The following is a 14,471-nucleotide window of genomic DNA, read 5'->3' as shown; positions in this document are numbered from 1 at the left end:
CGGGGCGGTGAGGTGGGGGATCTCCTCCCGGGCGGTTCGGGCTAGGGTGAGGGAATGACCGGCACCCAGGCCCTGCCCGCCGAGGCGACCGAGGTCGAGGAGGTCTTCGAGGCCGACCGGCCCTGGATCACCGTGGTGCACAACGATCCCGTGAACCTGATGAGCTACGTGACGTGGGTCTTCCAGAAGCTCTTCGGGTACTCGAAGGAGAAGGCCGAGAAGCTGATGCTCGACGTGCACCACAAGGGCCGCGCCGTCGTGTCGCACGGCGCGAAGGAGCGGATGGAGTTCGACGCCACCCGCCTGCACGGCTACGGGCTCTGGGCGACCGTGGAGAAGCAGTGACCTTCCACCGCAAGGGCGACGAGATCGTCGCGACGTTCCGCCCCGAGGAGATCGACGTCCTCCGGATGGTGGTGACCGAGGTGTCCGGGCTGGTCACGGACGGGCTCCGGGCCGACCCGGTGGTCGCGCGGCTGTTCCCCGACATCTACCCGGACAACCCGGTGGAGGCGGCGGAGCTGCGCCGGTACACCGAAGACGATCTGAAGCAGGAGAAGGTCGACGCGGCGGCCGTCGTGCTCGACACCCTCGACGAGCGCACGGTGCTCACCGAGGACCAGGCCGACGCCTGGCTGCGGGCGGTCAACGACGTGCGCCTGGCCCTCGGCACCCGGCTGGAGATCAACGACGACTTCGACATCGAGGAGGAGTACGAGGACGCCGACGACGAGCGCGGTCTCCAGATCTCGGTGTACGGCTACCTGTCCTACCTCCAGGAATCCCTGATCGACTCCCTGCGCTCGTCGTGACCCATGCCATGGAGACCGCCGGCACCCCCAGCCGGTACGATGGCGCAGTGCTGACCATCGACCGTGCGATCGCCGACGCGATCGTCGCCCACGCGCGCCGGGACCACCCGGACGAGGCGTGCGGTGTCGTGGCAGGCCCGGCCGGATCGGACAAACCGGTCAGACACATCCCGATGGCGAACGCGGAACGGTCCACGACGTTCTACCGTTTCGACTCGATGGAGCAGCTCCGGGTGTGGCGCGAGATGGACGACCGGGACGAGGAGCCCGTCGTCATCTACCACTCGCACACCGCCACCGAGGCGTATCCGTCCCGCACCGACATCAACCTCGCCGCCGAGCCGGGCGCCCACTACGTGCTCGTCTCCACCCGGGCGGACGACGAGACGGAGCTGCGGTCGTTCCGCATCGTTGACCAGGTGGTCACCGAGGAGCCGATCCAGGTCGTCGACTCCGACGCTGAACGGACTAGCGCCGATTCTGACGCTGTGCAGACGTACATGTTCGGGCAGACGCCGACGACGGTGGTCTACGACTGTTAAGAGACGTCTCGTCTCCAGTCCCTGATCAACCCTCGTTCACAGGAGCACTCCGACCATGGCAATCGAAGTCCGAATCCCCACCATTCTCAGGTCCTACACCAACGGCGAGAAGGCCGTCAGCGGCGCGGGCAGCACGCTCGCCGAGCTGCTCACCGACCTCGACGGCCAGTTCAACGGCCTGCGCGGCCGGCTGATCACCGACGACGGCGGCCTGCACCGGTTCGTCAACATCTACGTCAACGACGAGGACGTCCGGTTCACCGGCTCCCTGGAGACCAAGGTCGCCGACGGCGACTCGGTCACCATCCTGCCGGCCGTCGCCGGCGGGGCGTTCGGGTTCGCGGCGCTCGCGGCGCTGGGGTGGACGGGTGGCGCCGATGTGGCGCTGCGCGGGCAGGTTCTCGCGGGGCACTAGGCTCTGTTCCGGCCTTTTCCGGGGCCGGGGTCTTTATTGTGGCTTTCGGCCGGGCCCGCCAGGGCCCGGCCGAAAGCATCCACCTCCCAGAGGACTTGTCATGGCGAGATACGACTCGCTGCTGGCCGCCTGCGGGGACACGCCGCTGGTCGGGTTACCCCGCCTGTCGCCGTCCCCCCAGGTGCGCCTGTGGGCCAAGCTGGAAGACCGCAACCCCACCGGCAGCATCAAGGACCGCGCCGCCCTGCACATGGTGCGCGCGGCCGAGGAGTCCGGCCGGCTCAAACCCGGCGACACCCTGCTGGAACCCACCAGCGGCAACACCGGCATCGCGTTGGCCATGGTCGCCAAGCTCCGGGGGTACCGGCTGGTCTGCGTCCTCCCCGAGAACGTCTCCTCCGAGCGCGTCGACCTGCTCCGGATGTACGGCGCGGAGATCATCTTCTCGCCCGCCGCCGGGGGCTCCAACCAGGCCGTCGCCAAGGCCAAGGTCCTCGCCGGGGAGCATCCCGACTGGGTGATGCTCTACCAGTACGGCAACGAGGCCAACGCCCGCGCCCACTACGAGACCACCGGCCCGGAACTGCTCCGCGACCTGCCCACCATCACGCACCTCGTCGCCGGGCTCGGCACGACGGGCACCCTGATGGGCATCGGCCGCTACCTCCGGGAGAAGGTCGAGGGCATCCAGGTCATCGCCGCCGAGCCCCGGTACGGCGAGCTCGTCTACGGCCTGCGCAACATCGACGAGGGCTACGTCCCCGAGCTGTACGACGCCTCGGTCCTCACCCGCCGGTTCTCCGTCGGTACCCAGGACGCCGTCCTGCGTACCCGGCAGCTCGTCGAGGTCGAGGGGCTGTTCGCCGGCTTCTCCACCGGGGCCGTGCTGCACGCCGCGCTCGCCGTGGCGCACGAGGCGGCCAGGGCCGGCCAGGAGGCCGACGTGGCGTTCATCGTGGCCGACGGCGGCTGGAAGTACCTGTCGACGGGCGCGTACGGCGGGACGCTCGCCGACGCCGAGGCGGCTCTGGAGGGGCAGCTCTGGGCGTGACGCCCGGGGAGGTGCGGGGCAGTGCCTCCAGGAGCCGGGCCGGTGGGTCGGCGTAACCCTCTGATGCTCTCGAGGGTGTGATCCGGTCCGGCGCTTCGGGTTTCGGGGTCTACGCCGAGGCCGTCATGACCGCGCCCGCGATCAGCGTCAGCGTGCCCGCGCCCAGCACCGCCCACGGGATCATCGGCCTGCGCACCGTCGCGAACCCCGCGACCGTGAAGGCCATCCCGACGATCCCGACCAGGATGATCACCGGCTCGAACCAGCCGGGCGCGCCCGCGATGATCCGGACCAGCGCCGAGATCCCGACGACGATGCCGCCCAGCGCCAGCACGAACGCCCACACCGAGACGGCCGCCAGGATCCGCTGCGGGGGCGGGGCCGTGAAGTCCCGCTCGCCCCGCCGGCTGTCGCTGCTCACGGCCGCGGCGAGCCGGGTGCGGAACGAGGCGTTCGGGTCGACCCGGGGCGCGTCGGCGTCCGCCAGACCGAGGGCGGAACCGAAACCGGCGGCGGGATCCTGCTCGTTGCGTTCAGTGTCACTGCTCACGCTGCACCATTCTTCCGTATCCCAGCGGCCGCCCGACACACGACCCACGAAAAGCGCAGTATCCCCCTAGCTGCGGGTCTCCGGTACCGGGGCGGGCCCGAACGGCACACGGGGACCCCCGCTGTGATCTTCGCCCCGAAGCCGCTCGATGTCACCTTCGCGACATCTGACAGGAGATCGGCTGGCAGGGCGGCTCTCACAGCGTAGGCTGCGCAGCGTGACGGACGCGCCCATCGGCATATTCGACTCGGGGGTCGGGGGGCTCACGGTCGCCCGAGCAGTCCTTGAGGCGCTCCCGCATGAGGAGCTTCGCTACCTCGGCGACACGGCCCACGTGCCGTACGGCCCCAAGCCCATCGCCGACGTCCGGCGGTACGCGCTGGAGTGCCTCGACCAGCTCGTGGACGAGGGCGTCAAGGCCCTCGTGATCGCGTGCAACTCCGCGTCGGCCGCCTGCCTGCACGACGCCCGGGAGCGCTACCCGGTGCCGGTCATCGAGGTGATCCGCCCCGCTGTGCGACGAGCTGTCACGGCCACCCGCAACGGCCAGATCGGTGTGGTGTGCACAACCGCCACCGCGAACAGCAAGGCGTACGAGGACGCGTTCGGCGCCGCCCCGCACGTCACCGTGCACACCGTCGCCGCCCCCGCGTTCGTGGACTTCGTCGAGCGCGGCGTGACCACCGGCCGCCAGCTCCTCGGCCTCGCCCAGGGCTACCTCGAACCCCTCGAACGCGCCGGGGTCGACACCCTCGTCCTCGGCTGCACCCACTACCCGCTCCTGGCCGGCATGCTCGGCCTCGTGATGGGCGACGGCGTGACCCTGGTGTCCAGCGCCGACGAGACGGCGCGCGATCTGTACAGAATCCTCACAGAACGTGACCTGCTGCGGCCGACCGACGCGCCGCCGCCCGGGCACACCTTCACGACCACAGGCGACGCTGCCGCCTTCACCAAGCTGGCCGGCCGGTTCCTCGGGAATATTGAGGTCTCGTCATGAAGCTCACCGTTCTGGGCTGCGCGGGCAGCTTCCCCGGCCCCCAGTCCCCCTGTTCGGGCTACCTCCTGGAGGCGGCCGGCTTCCGGCTCCTCATCGACTTCGGCACCGGCACCCTCGGCGCCCTGCAACGCCTCGGCGACATGTACGCGGTCGACGCGGTCATCCTGACCCACCTGCACCCCGACCACATGCTCGACGCCGCCTCCTACGTCGTGGCCCGGCGCTACTGCCCGACGGGCAAACTCCCCACCCTCCCGCTGTACGGCCCCACGGGCGTCGCCCAGCGCCTGCACGACGTGTACGACCGCACCGAGGCCCCCCTCGACGACGTGTACGACTTCCACGAGCTCACCCCGGGCGAGTTCGACCTCGGCCCGTTCCGGGTCACCACGGAGCTCATGGACCATCCCGTCGAGACCTTCGGGCTCCGGATCAACCACGACGGCCGCAGCCTCGCGTACTCGTCCGACACCGGCCCCTGCGACGCCCTGCTCAAGCTCGCCCAGGGCGCCGACGCGCTGCTCTGCGAGGCCAGCTACCTGGAGGGCGCCGACAACCCGCCGCACCTGCACCTCACGGGCAAGGACGCCGGCGAGCACGCCACCCAGGCCGGGGTGAAGCTGCTCCTCATCACCCACCTGGTCGCGGCGTGGGGGGACGAGGAGCAGACCCTCCGGGAGGTCCGCGACGCGTACTCCGGCCCCCTCGACATCGTCCGCTCCGGCTCGGTCTACGAGATCTGAGCGGCCCGATAAGCTCGGGGGATGTCACGCCCCGATGGCCGCACGGCCGCAGACCTCCGCCCCGTGAACATCACCCGCGGCTGGTCCCGCCACCCCGAGGGCTCCGTCCTCGTCGAGTTCGGCGACACCCGGGTGCTCTGCACCGCCAGCGTCACCGACGGCGTGCCCCGCTGGCGGCGCGGCTCCGGCCTCGGCTGGATCACCGCCGAGTACTCGATGCTGCCCCGCGCCACCAACACCCGCAGCGACCGGGAGAGCGTCAAGGGCAAGATCGGCGGGCGTACCCACGAGATCTCCCGCCTGATCGGCCGCAGCCTCCGCGCCTGCCTGGACCTCAAGGCCCTCGGCGAGAACTCCATCGTCCTCGACTGCGACGTGCTGCAGGCCGACGGCGGCACCCGCACCGCCGCCATCACCGGGGCCTACGTCGCCCTGGCCGACGCCGTCGACTGGCTCGCCGCCCGGCACAAGCTCGCCGCCAGCCCCGCCAAGGCCCTGCACCGCTCGGTGTCGGCCGTCAGCGTCGGCGTCATCAAGGGCGAGGCCCGCCTCGACCTGAGCTACGCCGAGGACGTCAACGCCGAGGTCGACATGAACATCGTCTGCACCGGCGACGGCCAGTTCGTCGAGGTCCAGGGCACCGGTGAGGACGGCGTCTTCAACCGCGACCAGCTCAACGCGCTGCTCGACCTGGGGGTCGCCGGGTGCGCCGAGCTGACCCTGCTCCAGCAGGCCGCCCGGGGCGCCACGGCGGTCCGCCTGGCCTGACCCCGTCCCTGTCCGATCCCGGCCGGTAGGCCACCGCGTCCTCGAAGAAGGTCCGCTGATGAGGTTGCTCCTCGCGTCCCGCAACGCCAAGAAGATCACCGAGTTGCGTCGGATCATGACCGACCTCGACATCGTCGGCCTCGACGACGTGCCCGACTTCCCGGAGACCGTCGAGTCCGGCCTCACCTTCGAGGAGAACGCGCTGCTCAAGGCCCGCGACGGCGCCCGTGTCTCCGGCCTGCCCTGCGTCGCCGACGACTCCGGCCTCGCGGTCGACGCCCTCAACGGCATGCCGGGCGTGTTCAGCGCCCGCTGGTCCGGGAAGCACGGCGACGACCTGGCGAACCTCCAGCTCCTGCTGGGCCAGCTCGGCGACGTCCCCGACGAGTACCGCGCCGGCGGCTTCGTCTGCGCCGCCGCCCTGGTACTGCCGTCGGGGGAGGAGCATGTCGTCCTCGGCGAGATGCGGGGCACGATCATCCGGGAGCCGCGCGGGACGGGCGGGTTCGGGTACGACCCGATCTTCGTGCCGGACGGGCACGACGTGACGAGCGCGGAGCTGACGCCGGAGGCGAAGGACGCGATCAGCCACCGGGGGCAGGCGTTCCGCGAGCTGGCGGCCCTGATCGCCGACCTGCCCCGGACCTGACCACGACGCGAACGGGGCCGGCTCGCAGAAGCCGACCCCGCCGCGATCATGTAGGGCCGATGGGATTCGAACCCACCCTGTCACGGACCTAAACCGTGTGCCTCTACCGCTGGGCTACGGCCCCACCACATACGGTCACGAAGTCTCCGCTGTGATCTCCGAGTCTACGGCCGGGCTCGCGGGCCCTGTCGAGTGGTCGACTGTCCGTTTCCGCTTGCCCTTGCCCGCGTAGGTCGGAGTCTGACTGTGGCAGTTCGGGCAGAGAAAACGCAGGTTCTCCAGCCGGCAGTCGGCGAAATCCGCGCTGATGTGATCGACATGCAGGGTCAGTGGCCGGCCCTGCCACGTGCCCGGGTTTCCGCACTCGGCGCAGGCATGTGGCAACCCCGATTCGCGCATCGCCCGGCGGAGCTTCTCGGGTTTCGCGCGGCTCTGGTCGGACCTTCGCACGATCAGGATCTGCTGCGCGCTGAGTCGGTAGACCGACTTCTTGCCCCGATTGTGGTTGCTGCCCGTGAAGTGCGAGATGTCGATCCCCTCGCGGGTGATGCGGCGCTTCAGGTGGGCATGACTTCCACCGGTCAGACGTATCCCCAGCGCGCGCATCACGCCCATCACACTGACCGACTCGGCGACGGCCTTCTCGAGCATGTCCCGGGTATAGGTCACCCGGCTCCATCGTGGACGCGAGTTATCCTGGGCGGGGACGCTAGCCGCACCCCCTGACAATTCAGGACTCCTCGGGTTCGTCCTTCTTCTTGCGGAGCTCCTCCTCACGCCGCCGAAGATCCGCCTCCCAGTCCTTCAGCAGCTTCTCGTCGTCCCGGTTCTGCTTCGACAACCCCTCCAGGAACTCCGGATCGTCGTCCGGCGCCACCTGCCGGGGCCGCCCCGGGGCCACCCCGCCGGGCCGCAGCCCGGTCCCGGCCGGGTGCGAGGAACCGGCCGCCCGGGAGGTCAGCCCGGACGACGGCCGCCCGGCCACGAACCAGGCGATCCAGCCGATCGGGGAGAACAACAGGATCAGCAGGATCCACGCGACCTTCGGCAGGTTGCGGACCTCGTCCTGGGGGGTCGTGATGCAGTCGATCGTCGCGTACACCAGCAGGATGATGTCGAGGACGACGAGGAGTGCGTAGATGCGGGCCACGGCGGCATCATCCCCGATCGGCTCTGGCGCCGCAGCCCCGGGACACTACTGGTCCAGACCGAGGTCGCGGCGGAGCTTCGCCACGTGGCCGGTGGCCTTGACGTTGTAGAAGGCGTGCTCGATGTTGCCCTCCTCGTCGATCACGAACGTGGACCGGATCACGCCCATGCTGACCTTGCCGTAGTTCATCTTCTCGCCGTAGGCCGCGTAGGAGTCCAGGACGCTCTTGTCCACGTCGGAGACCAGCGGGAACGTGATCGCGTCGCGCTCGACGAACTTGGCCAGCTTCTCCGGCTTGTCGGGGGAGATGCCGACGACCTCGTAGCCCTGGGCCTTCAGCGAGGCGAGCGAGTCGCGGAAGTCGCACGCCTGCTTGGTGCAGCCGGGGGTCATCGCGGCAGGGTAGGCGTAGAGGACGACCTTGCGGCCCCGCAGGTCCTTGAGGGCGAGCTGGCCGCCGTCGGCGGTGGGCAGGTTGAAGTCGGGCGCGACATCGCCGGGCGTGAGCTTCTCAGTCATGAACCGACCATATCCCGCCCCTCCGACACGTCCCAGACGCCCGGGGCGGACCCGCCGGACGACCCGCCGCACAGGCGGACCCAGGGCTCGCACCGGGCCGGCGGGCCTGCCGGACGGCGGCGGGAGCGGCCAGGCCTCAGGCGGCCGGGGCGGCCCGCCGGAGCCGGTGTGCGGCGGCGGCCGCGAGCCCGAGTCCGACCCCGAGGCACGCGGCGACACAGATCCGGGCATAGAGCCCGTTCCACGGTACGGGTGCGATGGCGTGCTGGAACACGGCCGCCCGGGAGAACCCGCAGAGCAGGGCGAGTGCCGCGCCGCCCAGCCCGAGCGCGAAGTCGGCGGCGGGCCGGCGCAGCAGCGCGTATCCGGAGGCGGCCAGCATCGCCCCGCCGGCCGCGAACCCCCACAGGTCCTCGCGTTGGAACGTCCCGGCGTCGAGCACCCGCCCGACGGAGTCGAAGAGCGACAACCCTCCGGCGAGTACGCCGAGCACGGGCGCCACGAACCACCCGCGCCGCAGCACCGCCTGCCACCGAACCGGGCGCCCCCCGACCGGCGGCGCGCCCGGCGACGCCATCCGCCACCCGCCCAGCACCGCCACCGCGAGCCCGATGAGCACCACCCCGCCCCACCACCCCCAGGTACCCGGCCGGGGCGCCCAGTCGAGGGTCCCGGTGACGCGGAACTCCCGTACCCCCTCGCGCAGGGGGATGGACCACTCCCGGAGCCGGTGCGGCCGATCGGGCTCGCGGACCGTGATCGGCGGCTGGGGTCCCATCCAGTGCGCCCGGTGGTCGTGCCACCGCACCACGGGCGTGCTGGACAGGAGTTTCCACTCGGGCGCGGCCCCGGCGTCGCCGCCCTCGGTGCCGCCGCGCAGCGTCTCGTTGAGGTACGTCGCCGGGGACCGGGTGTTCTGCCGCACCCCGCCGGGTCCGACGCTCAGGTAGGGCTCCCCGGAGTAGCCGAGCACCTCGACGGTCGCCGGCCCGGCGTAGCGGAGTTCGAGGCTGGCGCCGGCGTCGGCGGTGCGGATGGTGAGGCCGGGCAGCGCGGGGCTGATGCCGGTGACCGTGGTGCGGTAGTCGCTGGCGCCGGGGGCGTCCTGCGGATGCGCGGAGGCCGGGCTGGCGACTGCCAGCCCGGCCACGATTCCCGCGAGCAGCGCCCGCCACACCTTCACATGGCTATTTAACGTCAGTCACCATGCGCTTGAGGGCGTCGACGACGCTGGTGTCGCCCTTGCTCTTGTCCGCGACGACCTCGACGTCGTTGACGAACAGGGTCGGGGTGCCCTTGAGGCCGCGCTTGGTGAAGTCGTCGGTCAACTTCTTGGCCCAGCCCTTGTACGTGCCGTCCCGCACGCACCGCGCGAACGCGGGGTCGATCAGCCCGGCGTCGCCCCCGGCGGCGATGATGTCGTCGTCGGGGAGGCCGCCGGTGTTCTCGGCGGGCTGGCGGGCGAAGAGCTGCTTGCTGAACTCGTAGAGCTTGCCCCCGTCGGCGGCGCACCCGGCGGCGGAGGAGGTCCTGGTGGAGTACTGGTTGGGCGCCGAGAACTGGTCGAGGATCGCGACCGGGTGGTACACCAGTGTGATCTTGTTCTCCTTGATCCACTGGTCGACGGTCGGGGTGATGGCGTCCTCGACCTGCTTGCAGGCGGGGCACTGGTAGTCGAGGTAGATCTCGACCTTGGCCTTCCCGGTCGTGCCCGGGATGACCATGCCGTCCTGCTTCTCGGTGGCGGTGGCCGGCACGTTGTACTTGGTCGGCTGCTGGGCCTGCCAGACGCCGTACCCGATCGCGCCGGCGACCAGCACGGCGAGCGTGACGCCGATCGCGGTCCACATCACGCGGCGGCGCCGGTCCTCCTTGGCGATCTGCTCGCGGACGACCCGGGCGGCCGTCTTCTGCTCAACTCTTCTGCTCACTGTTATCCCTTGCTCGTTTCGGGCCCCGACGGGCCACCCAGAAGCACCCCGTCGAGGGAGAGCCAGGTACGCGGCCGGAGGATCAGGAATCCGGCCCCGGCCAGAAACCCTATATCCCTCAAAGTCTCCCAAAAGTATGTGGGCGACTCGCCGGCGGCCAGCGCCCCGCCGCCGCCGAAGCAGCCGCAGTCGATCTGGAGCCCGCGGGCCCACGCGGTGGCGATGCCGAAGATGAACATCACGAGCAGTCCCGCCGACAGGATCGCCGCGGCCCTGGTGAAGAGCCCGGCGAGCAGCAGCAGGCCGACCATGATCTCGATGAACGGCAGCGCCGACCCGACGATCTGGGCCGCGCCGTTGGGGAGGAGCTCGTAGGCGTTCACCGCCCGGACGGAGCCGCCGAGGTCTGAGACCTTGGAGCCTCCCGCGACCAGCCACACCCCGGCGAGGCCGAGCCTGGCCAGGGTGCTGATCACTTTCGTGACGTGCCGACGCCGGCCGGGAGCGGCCGTTCGTGGCTCTGACATGTCGATTCCCACGCCCATTAGTCGCACCGCCTCTGCGGTTGGTTCCGACTCAGCTGGTGAGGGCTGTCTCTACCGCCTCGACCAGATCTGCCCGGGCCCGTGCGACCCGTGATCTGATTGTCCCAATAGGTACTGATTCGATGTCAGCGGCCTCGGCATACGACAGGCCGAGCACCTGGGTGAGCACGAACGCGCTCCGCCGGTCGGCCGGCAGCCGCTCCAGCAGGTCCTGCCCGCTGACCCGCCCGGCGGGGTCGGGCTGGTGCGCCGGCTCGTCGAACGCGTTGTCCGCGCGCCGCTGCCGCACGATCACCCGGATGTGGTCCACGCACACCCGGCGGGCGATGCCGAGCAGCCAGGTCCGCACCGTGGAGCGGGCCTCGAACCGGGCGAGGGCCTTGAACGCCCGCAGGTACGTCTCCTGGGTCAGGTCGTCGGCCACGCCCGCGTCGGCGAGGCTGGCGCACAGCCGCCACACGTCGGACTGGGTCTCGCGGACCAGGGCCGCCTGCGCCACCGGGTCGCCGTCCCGGGCCGCGAGCGCCCACTGCGTCGCGGAGTCGGGAGCGGGATTCACGAAGCTGACAATACGGGAGTGGCCCACGTCACGGGAACTGGAGAGTGCCCGGAACCGACTACAGGGACATGACGTGTGGTGAGGTCCGGGCGGCGCTGTCGGCGCTCTTCGACGGTGAGGTGGCGGAGCTCTCGGTGCAGGCGACCGAAGCTCATCTGTCGGGCTGCGCGGCCTGCCGGACGTGGAAGGCCCGGGCGCTCCGGCTGCCGGACCTGACCTGGACGGCGACCCCGCCGGACCTGACGGCCCGGGTGCTGGCCGCGGTGGCGGAGGACGAGCGGGCGGCCCGGCGGGCCCGGTGGCAGATCCTCCGGTTCGCGGTGGGCGCGGCGGCCGTGATCCAGCTGCTGCTGGCCCTGCCGGTGCTCCTGGACGGCGGTTCGGGGCCGCACGCGAGCCGGGAGATGGCCTCGTTCGACATCGCGCTGGCCGTGGGCTTCCTGCTCGCCGCGTGGCAGCCGTCCCGGGCCCGGGCGTTCGTGCCGGTCGCGGCGGTGCTCGCCGGCTGCCTGGCCCTGACGAGCGGCATGGACGTGCTCAACGACTCCACGGCCCTGGCGCACGAGACGGGGCACCTGGTGGCGCTCGTCCAGGCCGGGTTGTTATGGGCTCTGGGCCGCTCCTCGGTACGTGGCGGGTCCCGTCCCGCTACGGTCACACCGTGAGAAAATCGGCACTCTTCATCGTCGCGCTGGTGGCGGGGCTGCTGCTCCTGCCGGCGGCGCCCGCCAGCGCGCACGCCGGCCTGCAACGGACCGACCCGCCCTCGGGTTCGATCGTGGCGCAGGCCCCGCGTCAGGTGACGCTGTACTTCACGGAACCGGTCACAGCCGTCCCCGGCCAGCTGCGGATCATCGGCCCGGACGGCAAGCGCGCCGACCGGGGCGAGCCGACGGTGGACGGCGCGCAGGTGTCCATCCCGCTGCGCGAGGGCGCCGGCCGGGGGACGTACCTGGTCTCGTACCGGATCATCTCCGACGACAGCCACCCGGTGTCCGGCGGTTTCGCGTTCTCGATCGAGGCCCCGTCGACGACGGCCCCCGGGGTGTCGGGTGGTCAGGGCGCCGAGGTGGACCCGGTGGTGCGGGCGCTGCTGCCGGTGTCCCGGTTCGCGGGCTACGCCGGCCTGTTGCTCGTGATCGGCCCGGTGCTGCTGATGATCGGCCTGTGGCCGGCCCGGCTGGCCCGGCCGGGGAAGCTGGTCTGGACGGGCGTGGGCCTGCTGGCCGGCGGCACGGTCCTGGCGCTGTACCTCCAGGCCCCCTATGTCACCGGAGGTTCGCTGTTCGGGGTGTCGGGGGCGGACCTGTCGGAGGTGCTGTCCAGCCGGTTCGGCTTCACCGGCCTGGCGCGGCTGGCGATCCTGGCCGCCGCGATCCCGCTGCTGCGCCGCGTGCTGTCCGCGAAGAACACCCAGAGCGACCAGATCATCCTGGGGGTACTGGCGTTCGTCGCCGCCCTCACCTGGCCCCTCGCCGGCCACCCGAGCGCCTCGCCCGCCCCGCCGCTGACGGTGGCCGTGGACCTGGTGCACCTGCTCGCGATGGCCGTCTGGCTGGGCGGCCTGGTGGGTCTGGCCCTGCACCTGCTGCCGAAGGGCAACGAGACGGAGCTGCGCGCCCTGTTGCCGGTGTGGTCGCGCTGGGCCGGCTGGGCGGTCACCGCCCTGGTCGTGGCGGGCGTGGCCCAGGCGCTGATCGAGGTCGGTACCCTGCCGGCGCTGTTCAACACCCGGTACGGCCAGCTCCTGATCGTCAAGGCGGTGCTGCTGGCCGCCGTCCTGGCCGTGGCGTCGCTGGCCCGGCGCAAGGTGCTGGGCGGGGAGCCGAAGGTGCGCCGGCTGGTGTTCGGCGAGCTGGCGGTCACGGCCGTGATCCTGGCGGTCACCGCGTTCCTGGTCCAGCAGACCCCGGCCCGCACCGAGGCGGCCCTGCCGTCGGCGAGCGCGAACCTGCCGGTCTCGGCGACGCTGAACAGCAACATCTTCCGGCTCCAGGTGGAACTGGACCCGGGGTCCGTCGGCAACAACTCGATGCACATGTACGCGTTCACCCCCGACGGCAAGCCGATCAAGGTCCTGGAGTGGCAGGTCACGGTCGGCATGCCGTCGAAGGAGATCGCGCCGATCGAGGTGCCCGTCCTCCAACTCACCGATGACCACGCGGTCGGGGAGCTCACGCTGCCGACCGCGGGGACCTGGGAGCTGCGCTTCACGCTCCGGGTGTCCGACATCGACCAGGCGACCGTCAGCCAGACGGTGCAGATCAAGTAGACCGAAAGGGTCCCCCTCATGCGCAGTGTCCTCGGACGGAAGCTCCTCGTCGTACTCGGCGTGGCGGTCGTCGGTGTCGTGGCTCTGGCCGGTCCCGCGGCCGCGCACGTCACGATCGACGCGGGCACCACCAACAAGCAGGGGGGTACGGCCCGCGCCGTGTTCCGGGTCCCCAACGAGAGCGAGACCGCGTCCACTGTGAAGCTCGAGGTGACCCTGCCCGAGTCGCAGCCGCTGTCCTCGGTGCGCACGATGCCGGTCCCGGGCTGGAAGGTCGAGACGGAGAAGACGAAGCTGGCGACCCCGCTGGAGTCGCACGGCCGGAAGATCACCGAGGCGGTCACGAAGATCACGTGGACGGCGAACACCGCCGAGGACGGGATCAAGCCGGGCCAGTACCTGGAGTTCCCGGTGTCGCTGGGCGGCCTGCCGAAGGCCGACCAGATGGTGTTCAAGGCCCTGCAGACCTACTCGGACGGCACCATCGTCCGGTGGATCGAGGAGAAGACGGGTTCGGAGGAGCCGGCCAAGCCCGCGCCCACGCTGAAGCTGGTCGCCGCCGACGCGTCCCCGGCCCCGGCCGCGAAGAAGACCGAGACGGCGGCCTCGGAGAACAAGGCGACCCTGCCGCTGGCGATCACCGGCGCGGTGGCCGGGCTGCTGGGCCTGGGGCTCGGCGCGGCGGCGTTCGCGCGGAGCCGGCGGGCGACCTCGTAGTACCCGGCTGATTCTGGCAGTGGAGGCCCCGCGCGACATCCCGCGCGGGGCCTCGCTGTGCCGGGCGGGGAGTCTCCCGGCGGCCACGACGTCGGGTGTGGGGGCCGTCACTCCTTTCTCGACCGGAGGTGCAGTCACCCTTCGTGTGCACAACGCTATTCCTGGTGACACAAACTCACCAGACCTATATTTTTCAGGCAAATCTTGCTATGTACCCCATAGTCGGACTCTCTGTGCGTCGTAAAACT

The 14,471-nt window shown here is 71.0% G+C and carries 20 protein-coding genes and 1 tRNA gene; 12 read left to right on the top strand and 9 right to left on the bottom strand.

All coding sequences use genetic code 11. The annotated features are described in order from the left end of the window. Window positions 1-54: 54 nt before the first annotated feature. The 5 genes from clpS to PT931_RS04215 all read left to right on the top strand — a co-directional run bounded on the left by clpS (window position 55) and on the right by PT931_RS04215 (window position 2,820). Window positions 55-345, top strand: a complete 291-nt coding sequence (clpS, locus tag PT931_RS04235; protein WP_363727874.1) for an ATP-dependent Clp protease adapter ClpS — start codon at window positions 55-57, stop codon at window positions 343-345. Beyond that, the gene (locus PT931_RS04230; protein ID WP_456244430.1) at window positions 321-812 is read left to right on the top strand and encodes a DUF2017 domain-containing protein; all 492 of its coding nucleotides are present in this window, start codon (window positions 321-323) and stop codon (window positions 810-812) included. Before clpS ends, PT931_RS04230 begins: the two co-directional genes overlap by 25 nt. A 47-nt stretch (window positions 813-859) precedes the next feature. Next, window positions 860-1,354, top strand: a complete 495-nt coding sequence (locus tag PT931_RS04225) for a Mov34/MPN/PAD-1 family protein (RefSeq protein ID WP_456244367.1) — start codon at window positions 860-862, stop codon at window positions 1,352-1,354. A gap of 55 nt (window positions 1,355-1,409) precedes the next feature. After that, complete coding sequence (locus PT931_RS04220) at window positions 1,410-1,769, top strand: MoaD/ThiS family protein (RefSeq protein ID WP_456244366.1); 360 nt, start codon at window positions 1,410-1,412, stop codon at window positions 1,767-1,769. Between the two features lie 100 nt (window positions 1,770-1,869). Next, window positions 1,870-2,820 (top strand): PLP-dependent cysteine synthase family protein, encoded by a 951-nt coding sequence (locus tag PT931_RS04215; RefSeq protein WP_363727877.1) that lies wholly within the window; start codon window positions 1,870-1,872, stop codon window positions 2,818-2,820. 109 nt (window positions 2,821-2,929) lie between these two features. Here the strand turns inward: PT931_RS04215 and PT931_RS04210 are convergent, their stop codons facing one another. Continuing rightward, window positions 2,930-3,370: a hypothetical protein gene (locus tag PT931_RS04210; RefSeq protein ID WP_456244365.1), complete on the bottom strand. Its 441-nt coding sequence runs from the start codon at window positions 3,368-3,370 to the stop codon at window positions 2,930-2,932. 217 nt (window positions 3,371-3,587) lie between these two features. Here PT931_RS04210 and murI point away from each other — a divergent pair, with 217 nt between their 5' ends. From murI to rdgB, 4 genes are read left to right on the top strand one after another with little or no spacing between them, the layout of a single operon-like run. Beyond that, the gene (gene murI, locus PT931_RS04205; protein WP_456244364.1) at window positions 3,588-4,370 is read left to right on the top strand and encodes a glutamate racemase; all 783 of its coding nucleotides are present in this window, start codon (window positions 3,588-3,590) and stop codon (window positions 4,368-4,370) included. After that, on the top strand, window positions 4,367-5,113 hold the full coding sequence (locus PT931_RS04200; protein WP_456244363.1) for an MBL fold metallo-hydrolase: 747 nt from the start codon (window positions 4,367-4,369) through the stop codon (window positions 5,111-5,113). The genes murI and PT931_RS04200 overlap by 4 nt, the downstream gene beginning before the upstream one ends. Before the next feature lie 21 nt (window positions 5,114-5,134). Then, window positions 5,135-5,881, top strand: a complete 747-nt coding sequence (gene rph / locus PT931_RS04195) for a ribonuclease PH (protein ID WP_456244362.1) — start codon at window positions 5,135-5,137, stop codon at window positions 5,879-5,881. A gap of 55 nt (window positions 5,882-5,936) precedes the next feature. Then, complete coding sequence (gene rdgB / locus PT931_RS04190; RefSeq protein WP_456244429.1) at window positions 5,937-6,530, top strand: RdgB/HAM1 family non-canonical purine NTP pyrophosphatase; 594 nt, start codon at window positions 5,937-5,939, stop codon at window positions 6,528-6,530. 51 nt (window positions 6,531-6,581) lie between these two features. Here rdgB and PT931_RS04185 read toward each other — a convergent pair. The 8 genes from PT931_RS04185 to PT931_RS04150 form a co-directional block, all read right to left on the bottom strand. After that, window positions 6,582-6,654 (bottom strand) — tRNA-Leu (locus PT931_RS04185). Window positions 6,655-6,665: 11 nt separating this feature from the next. Next, window positions 6,666-7,181: an HNH endonuclease signature motif containing protein gene (locus PT931_RS04180; protein WP_456244361.1), complete on the bottom strand. Its 516-nt coding sequence runs from the start codon at window positions 7,179-7,181 to the stop codon at window positions 6,666-6,668. 79 nt (window positions 7,182-7,260) lie between these two features. Continuing rightward, on the bottom strand, window positions 7,261-7,680 hold the full coding sequence (locus PT931_RS04175) for a PLD nuclease N-terminal domain-containing protein (RefSeq protein ID WP_456244360.1): 420 nt from the start codon (window positions 7,678-7,680) through the stop codon (window positions 7,261-7,263). A 45-nt stretch (window positions 7,681-7,725) separates the two neighbouring features. Further along, complete coding sequence (gene bcp / locus PT931_RS04170; protein WP_456244359.1) at window positions 7,726-8,199, bottom strand: thioredoxin-dependent thiol peroxidase; 474 nt, start codon at window positions 8,197-8,199, stop codon at window positions 7,726-7,728. A 136-nt stretch (window positions 8,200-8,335) separates the two neighbouring features. Next, window positions 8,336-9,382 carry a hypothetical protein gene (locus tag PT931_RS04165; protein ID WP_456244358.1) on the bottom strand — a complete coding sequence of 349 codons (1,047 nt, stop codon included), beginning with the start codon at window positions 9,380-9,382 and terminating at the stop codon, window positions 8,336-8,338. Between the two features lie 4 nt (window positions 9,383-9,386). Continuing rightward, window positions 9,387-10,130 (bottom strand): DsbA family protein, encoded by a 744-nt coding sequence (locus tag PT931_RS04160; protein WP_456244357.1) that lies wholly within the window; start codon window positions 10,128-10,130, stop codon window positions 9,387-9,389. 2 nt (window positions 10,131-10,132) lie between these two features. After that, window positions 10,133-10,657 carry a MauE/DoxX family redox-associated membrane protein gene (locus PT931_RS04155; protein ID WP_456244356.1) on the bottom strand — a complete coding sequence of 175 codons (525 nt, stop codon included), beginning with the start codon at window positions 10,655-10,657 and terminating at the stop codon, window positions 10,133-10,135. 49 nt (window positions 10,658-10,706) lie between these two features. Beyond that, on the bottom strand, window positions 10,707-11,234 hold the full coding sequence (locus PT931_RS04150) for a sigma-70 family RNA polymerase sigma factor (protein ID WP_363727889.1): 528 nt from the start codon (window positions 11,232-11,234) through the stop codon (window positions 10,707-10,709). 68 nt (window positions 11,235-11,302) lie between these two features. On the opposite strand from PT931_RS04150, the gene PT931_RS04145 reads away from it, so the two are divergent. From PT931_RS04145 to PT931_RS04135, 3 genes are read left to right on the top strand one after another with little or no spacing between them, the layout of a single operon-like run. Beyond that, the gene (locus tag PT931_RS04145) at window positions 11,303-11,899 is read left to right on the top strand and encodes a zf-HC2 domain-containing protein (protein WP_456244355.1); all 597 of its coding nucleotides are present in this window, start codon (window positions 11,303-11,305) and stop codon (window positions 11,897-11,899) included. Continuing rightward, on the top strand, window positions 11,896-13,506 hold the full coding sequence (locus PT931_RS04140; RefSeq protein ID WP_456244354.1) for a copper resistance CopC/CopD family protein: 1,611 nt from the start codon (window positions 11,896-11,898) through the stop codon (window positions 13,504-13,506). Before PT931_RS04145 ends, PT931_RS04140 begins: the two co-directional genes overlap by 4 nt. Before the next feature lie 18 nt (window positions 13,507-13,524). Next, window positions 13,525-14,223: a YcnI family copper-binding membrane protein gene (locus PT931_RS04135; protein WP_456244353.1), complete on the top strand. Its 699-nt coding sequence runs from the start codon at window positions 13,525-13,527 to the stop codon at window positions 14,221-14,223. The last annotated feature ends 248 nt before the right edge of the window (window positions 14,224-14,471 follow it).

This window comes from Longispora urticae, from assembly GCF_053902585.1.
The sequence above is the reverse complement of the archived record's forward strand: the minus strand, read 5'-3'. Positions and strand labels throughout refer to the sequence as shown.

Coding starts and splice junctions, on each gene's coding strand:
- clpS (WP_363727874.1), top strand. CDS start 55: ATGACCGGCACCCAGGCCCTGCCCGCCGAGGCGACCGAGGTCGAGGAG.
- PT931_RS04220 (WP_456244366.1), top strand. CDS start 1,410: ATGGCAATCGAAGTCCGAATCCCCACCATTCTCAGGTCCTACACCAAC.
- PT931_RS04215 (WP_363727877.1), top strand. CDS start 1,870: ATGGCGAGATACGACTCGCTGCTGGCCGCCTGCGGGGACACGCCGCTG.
- PT931_RS04200 (WP_456244363.1), top strand. CDS start 4,367: ATGAAGCTCACCGTTCTGGGCTGCGCGGGCAGCTTCCCCGGCCCCCAG.
- rph (WP_456244362.1), top strand. CDS start 5,135: ATGTCACGCCCCGATGGCCGCACGGCCGCAGACCTCCGCCCCGTGAAC.
- PT931_RS04180 (WP_456244361.1), bottom strand. CDS start 7,181: ATGCTCGAGAAGGCCGTCGCCGAGTCGGTCAGTGTGATGGGCGTGATG.
- bcp (WP_456244359.1), bottom strand. CDS start 8,199: ATGACTGAGAAGCTCACGCCCGGCGATGTCGCGCCCGACTTCAACCTG.
- PT931_RS04155 (WP_456244356.1), bottom strand. CDS start 10,657: ATGTCAGAGCCACGAACGGCCGCTCCCGGCCGGCGTCGGCACGTCACG.
- PT931_RS04145 (WP_456244355.1), top strand. CDS start 11,303: ATGACGTGTGGTGAGGTCCGGGCGGCGCTGTCGGCGCTCTTCGACGGT.
- PT931_RS04135 (WP_456244353.1), top strand. CDS start 13,525: ATGCGCAGTGTCCTCGGACGGAAGCTCCTCGTCGTACTCGGCGTGGCG.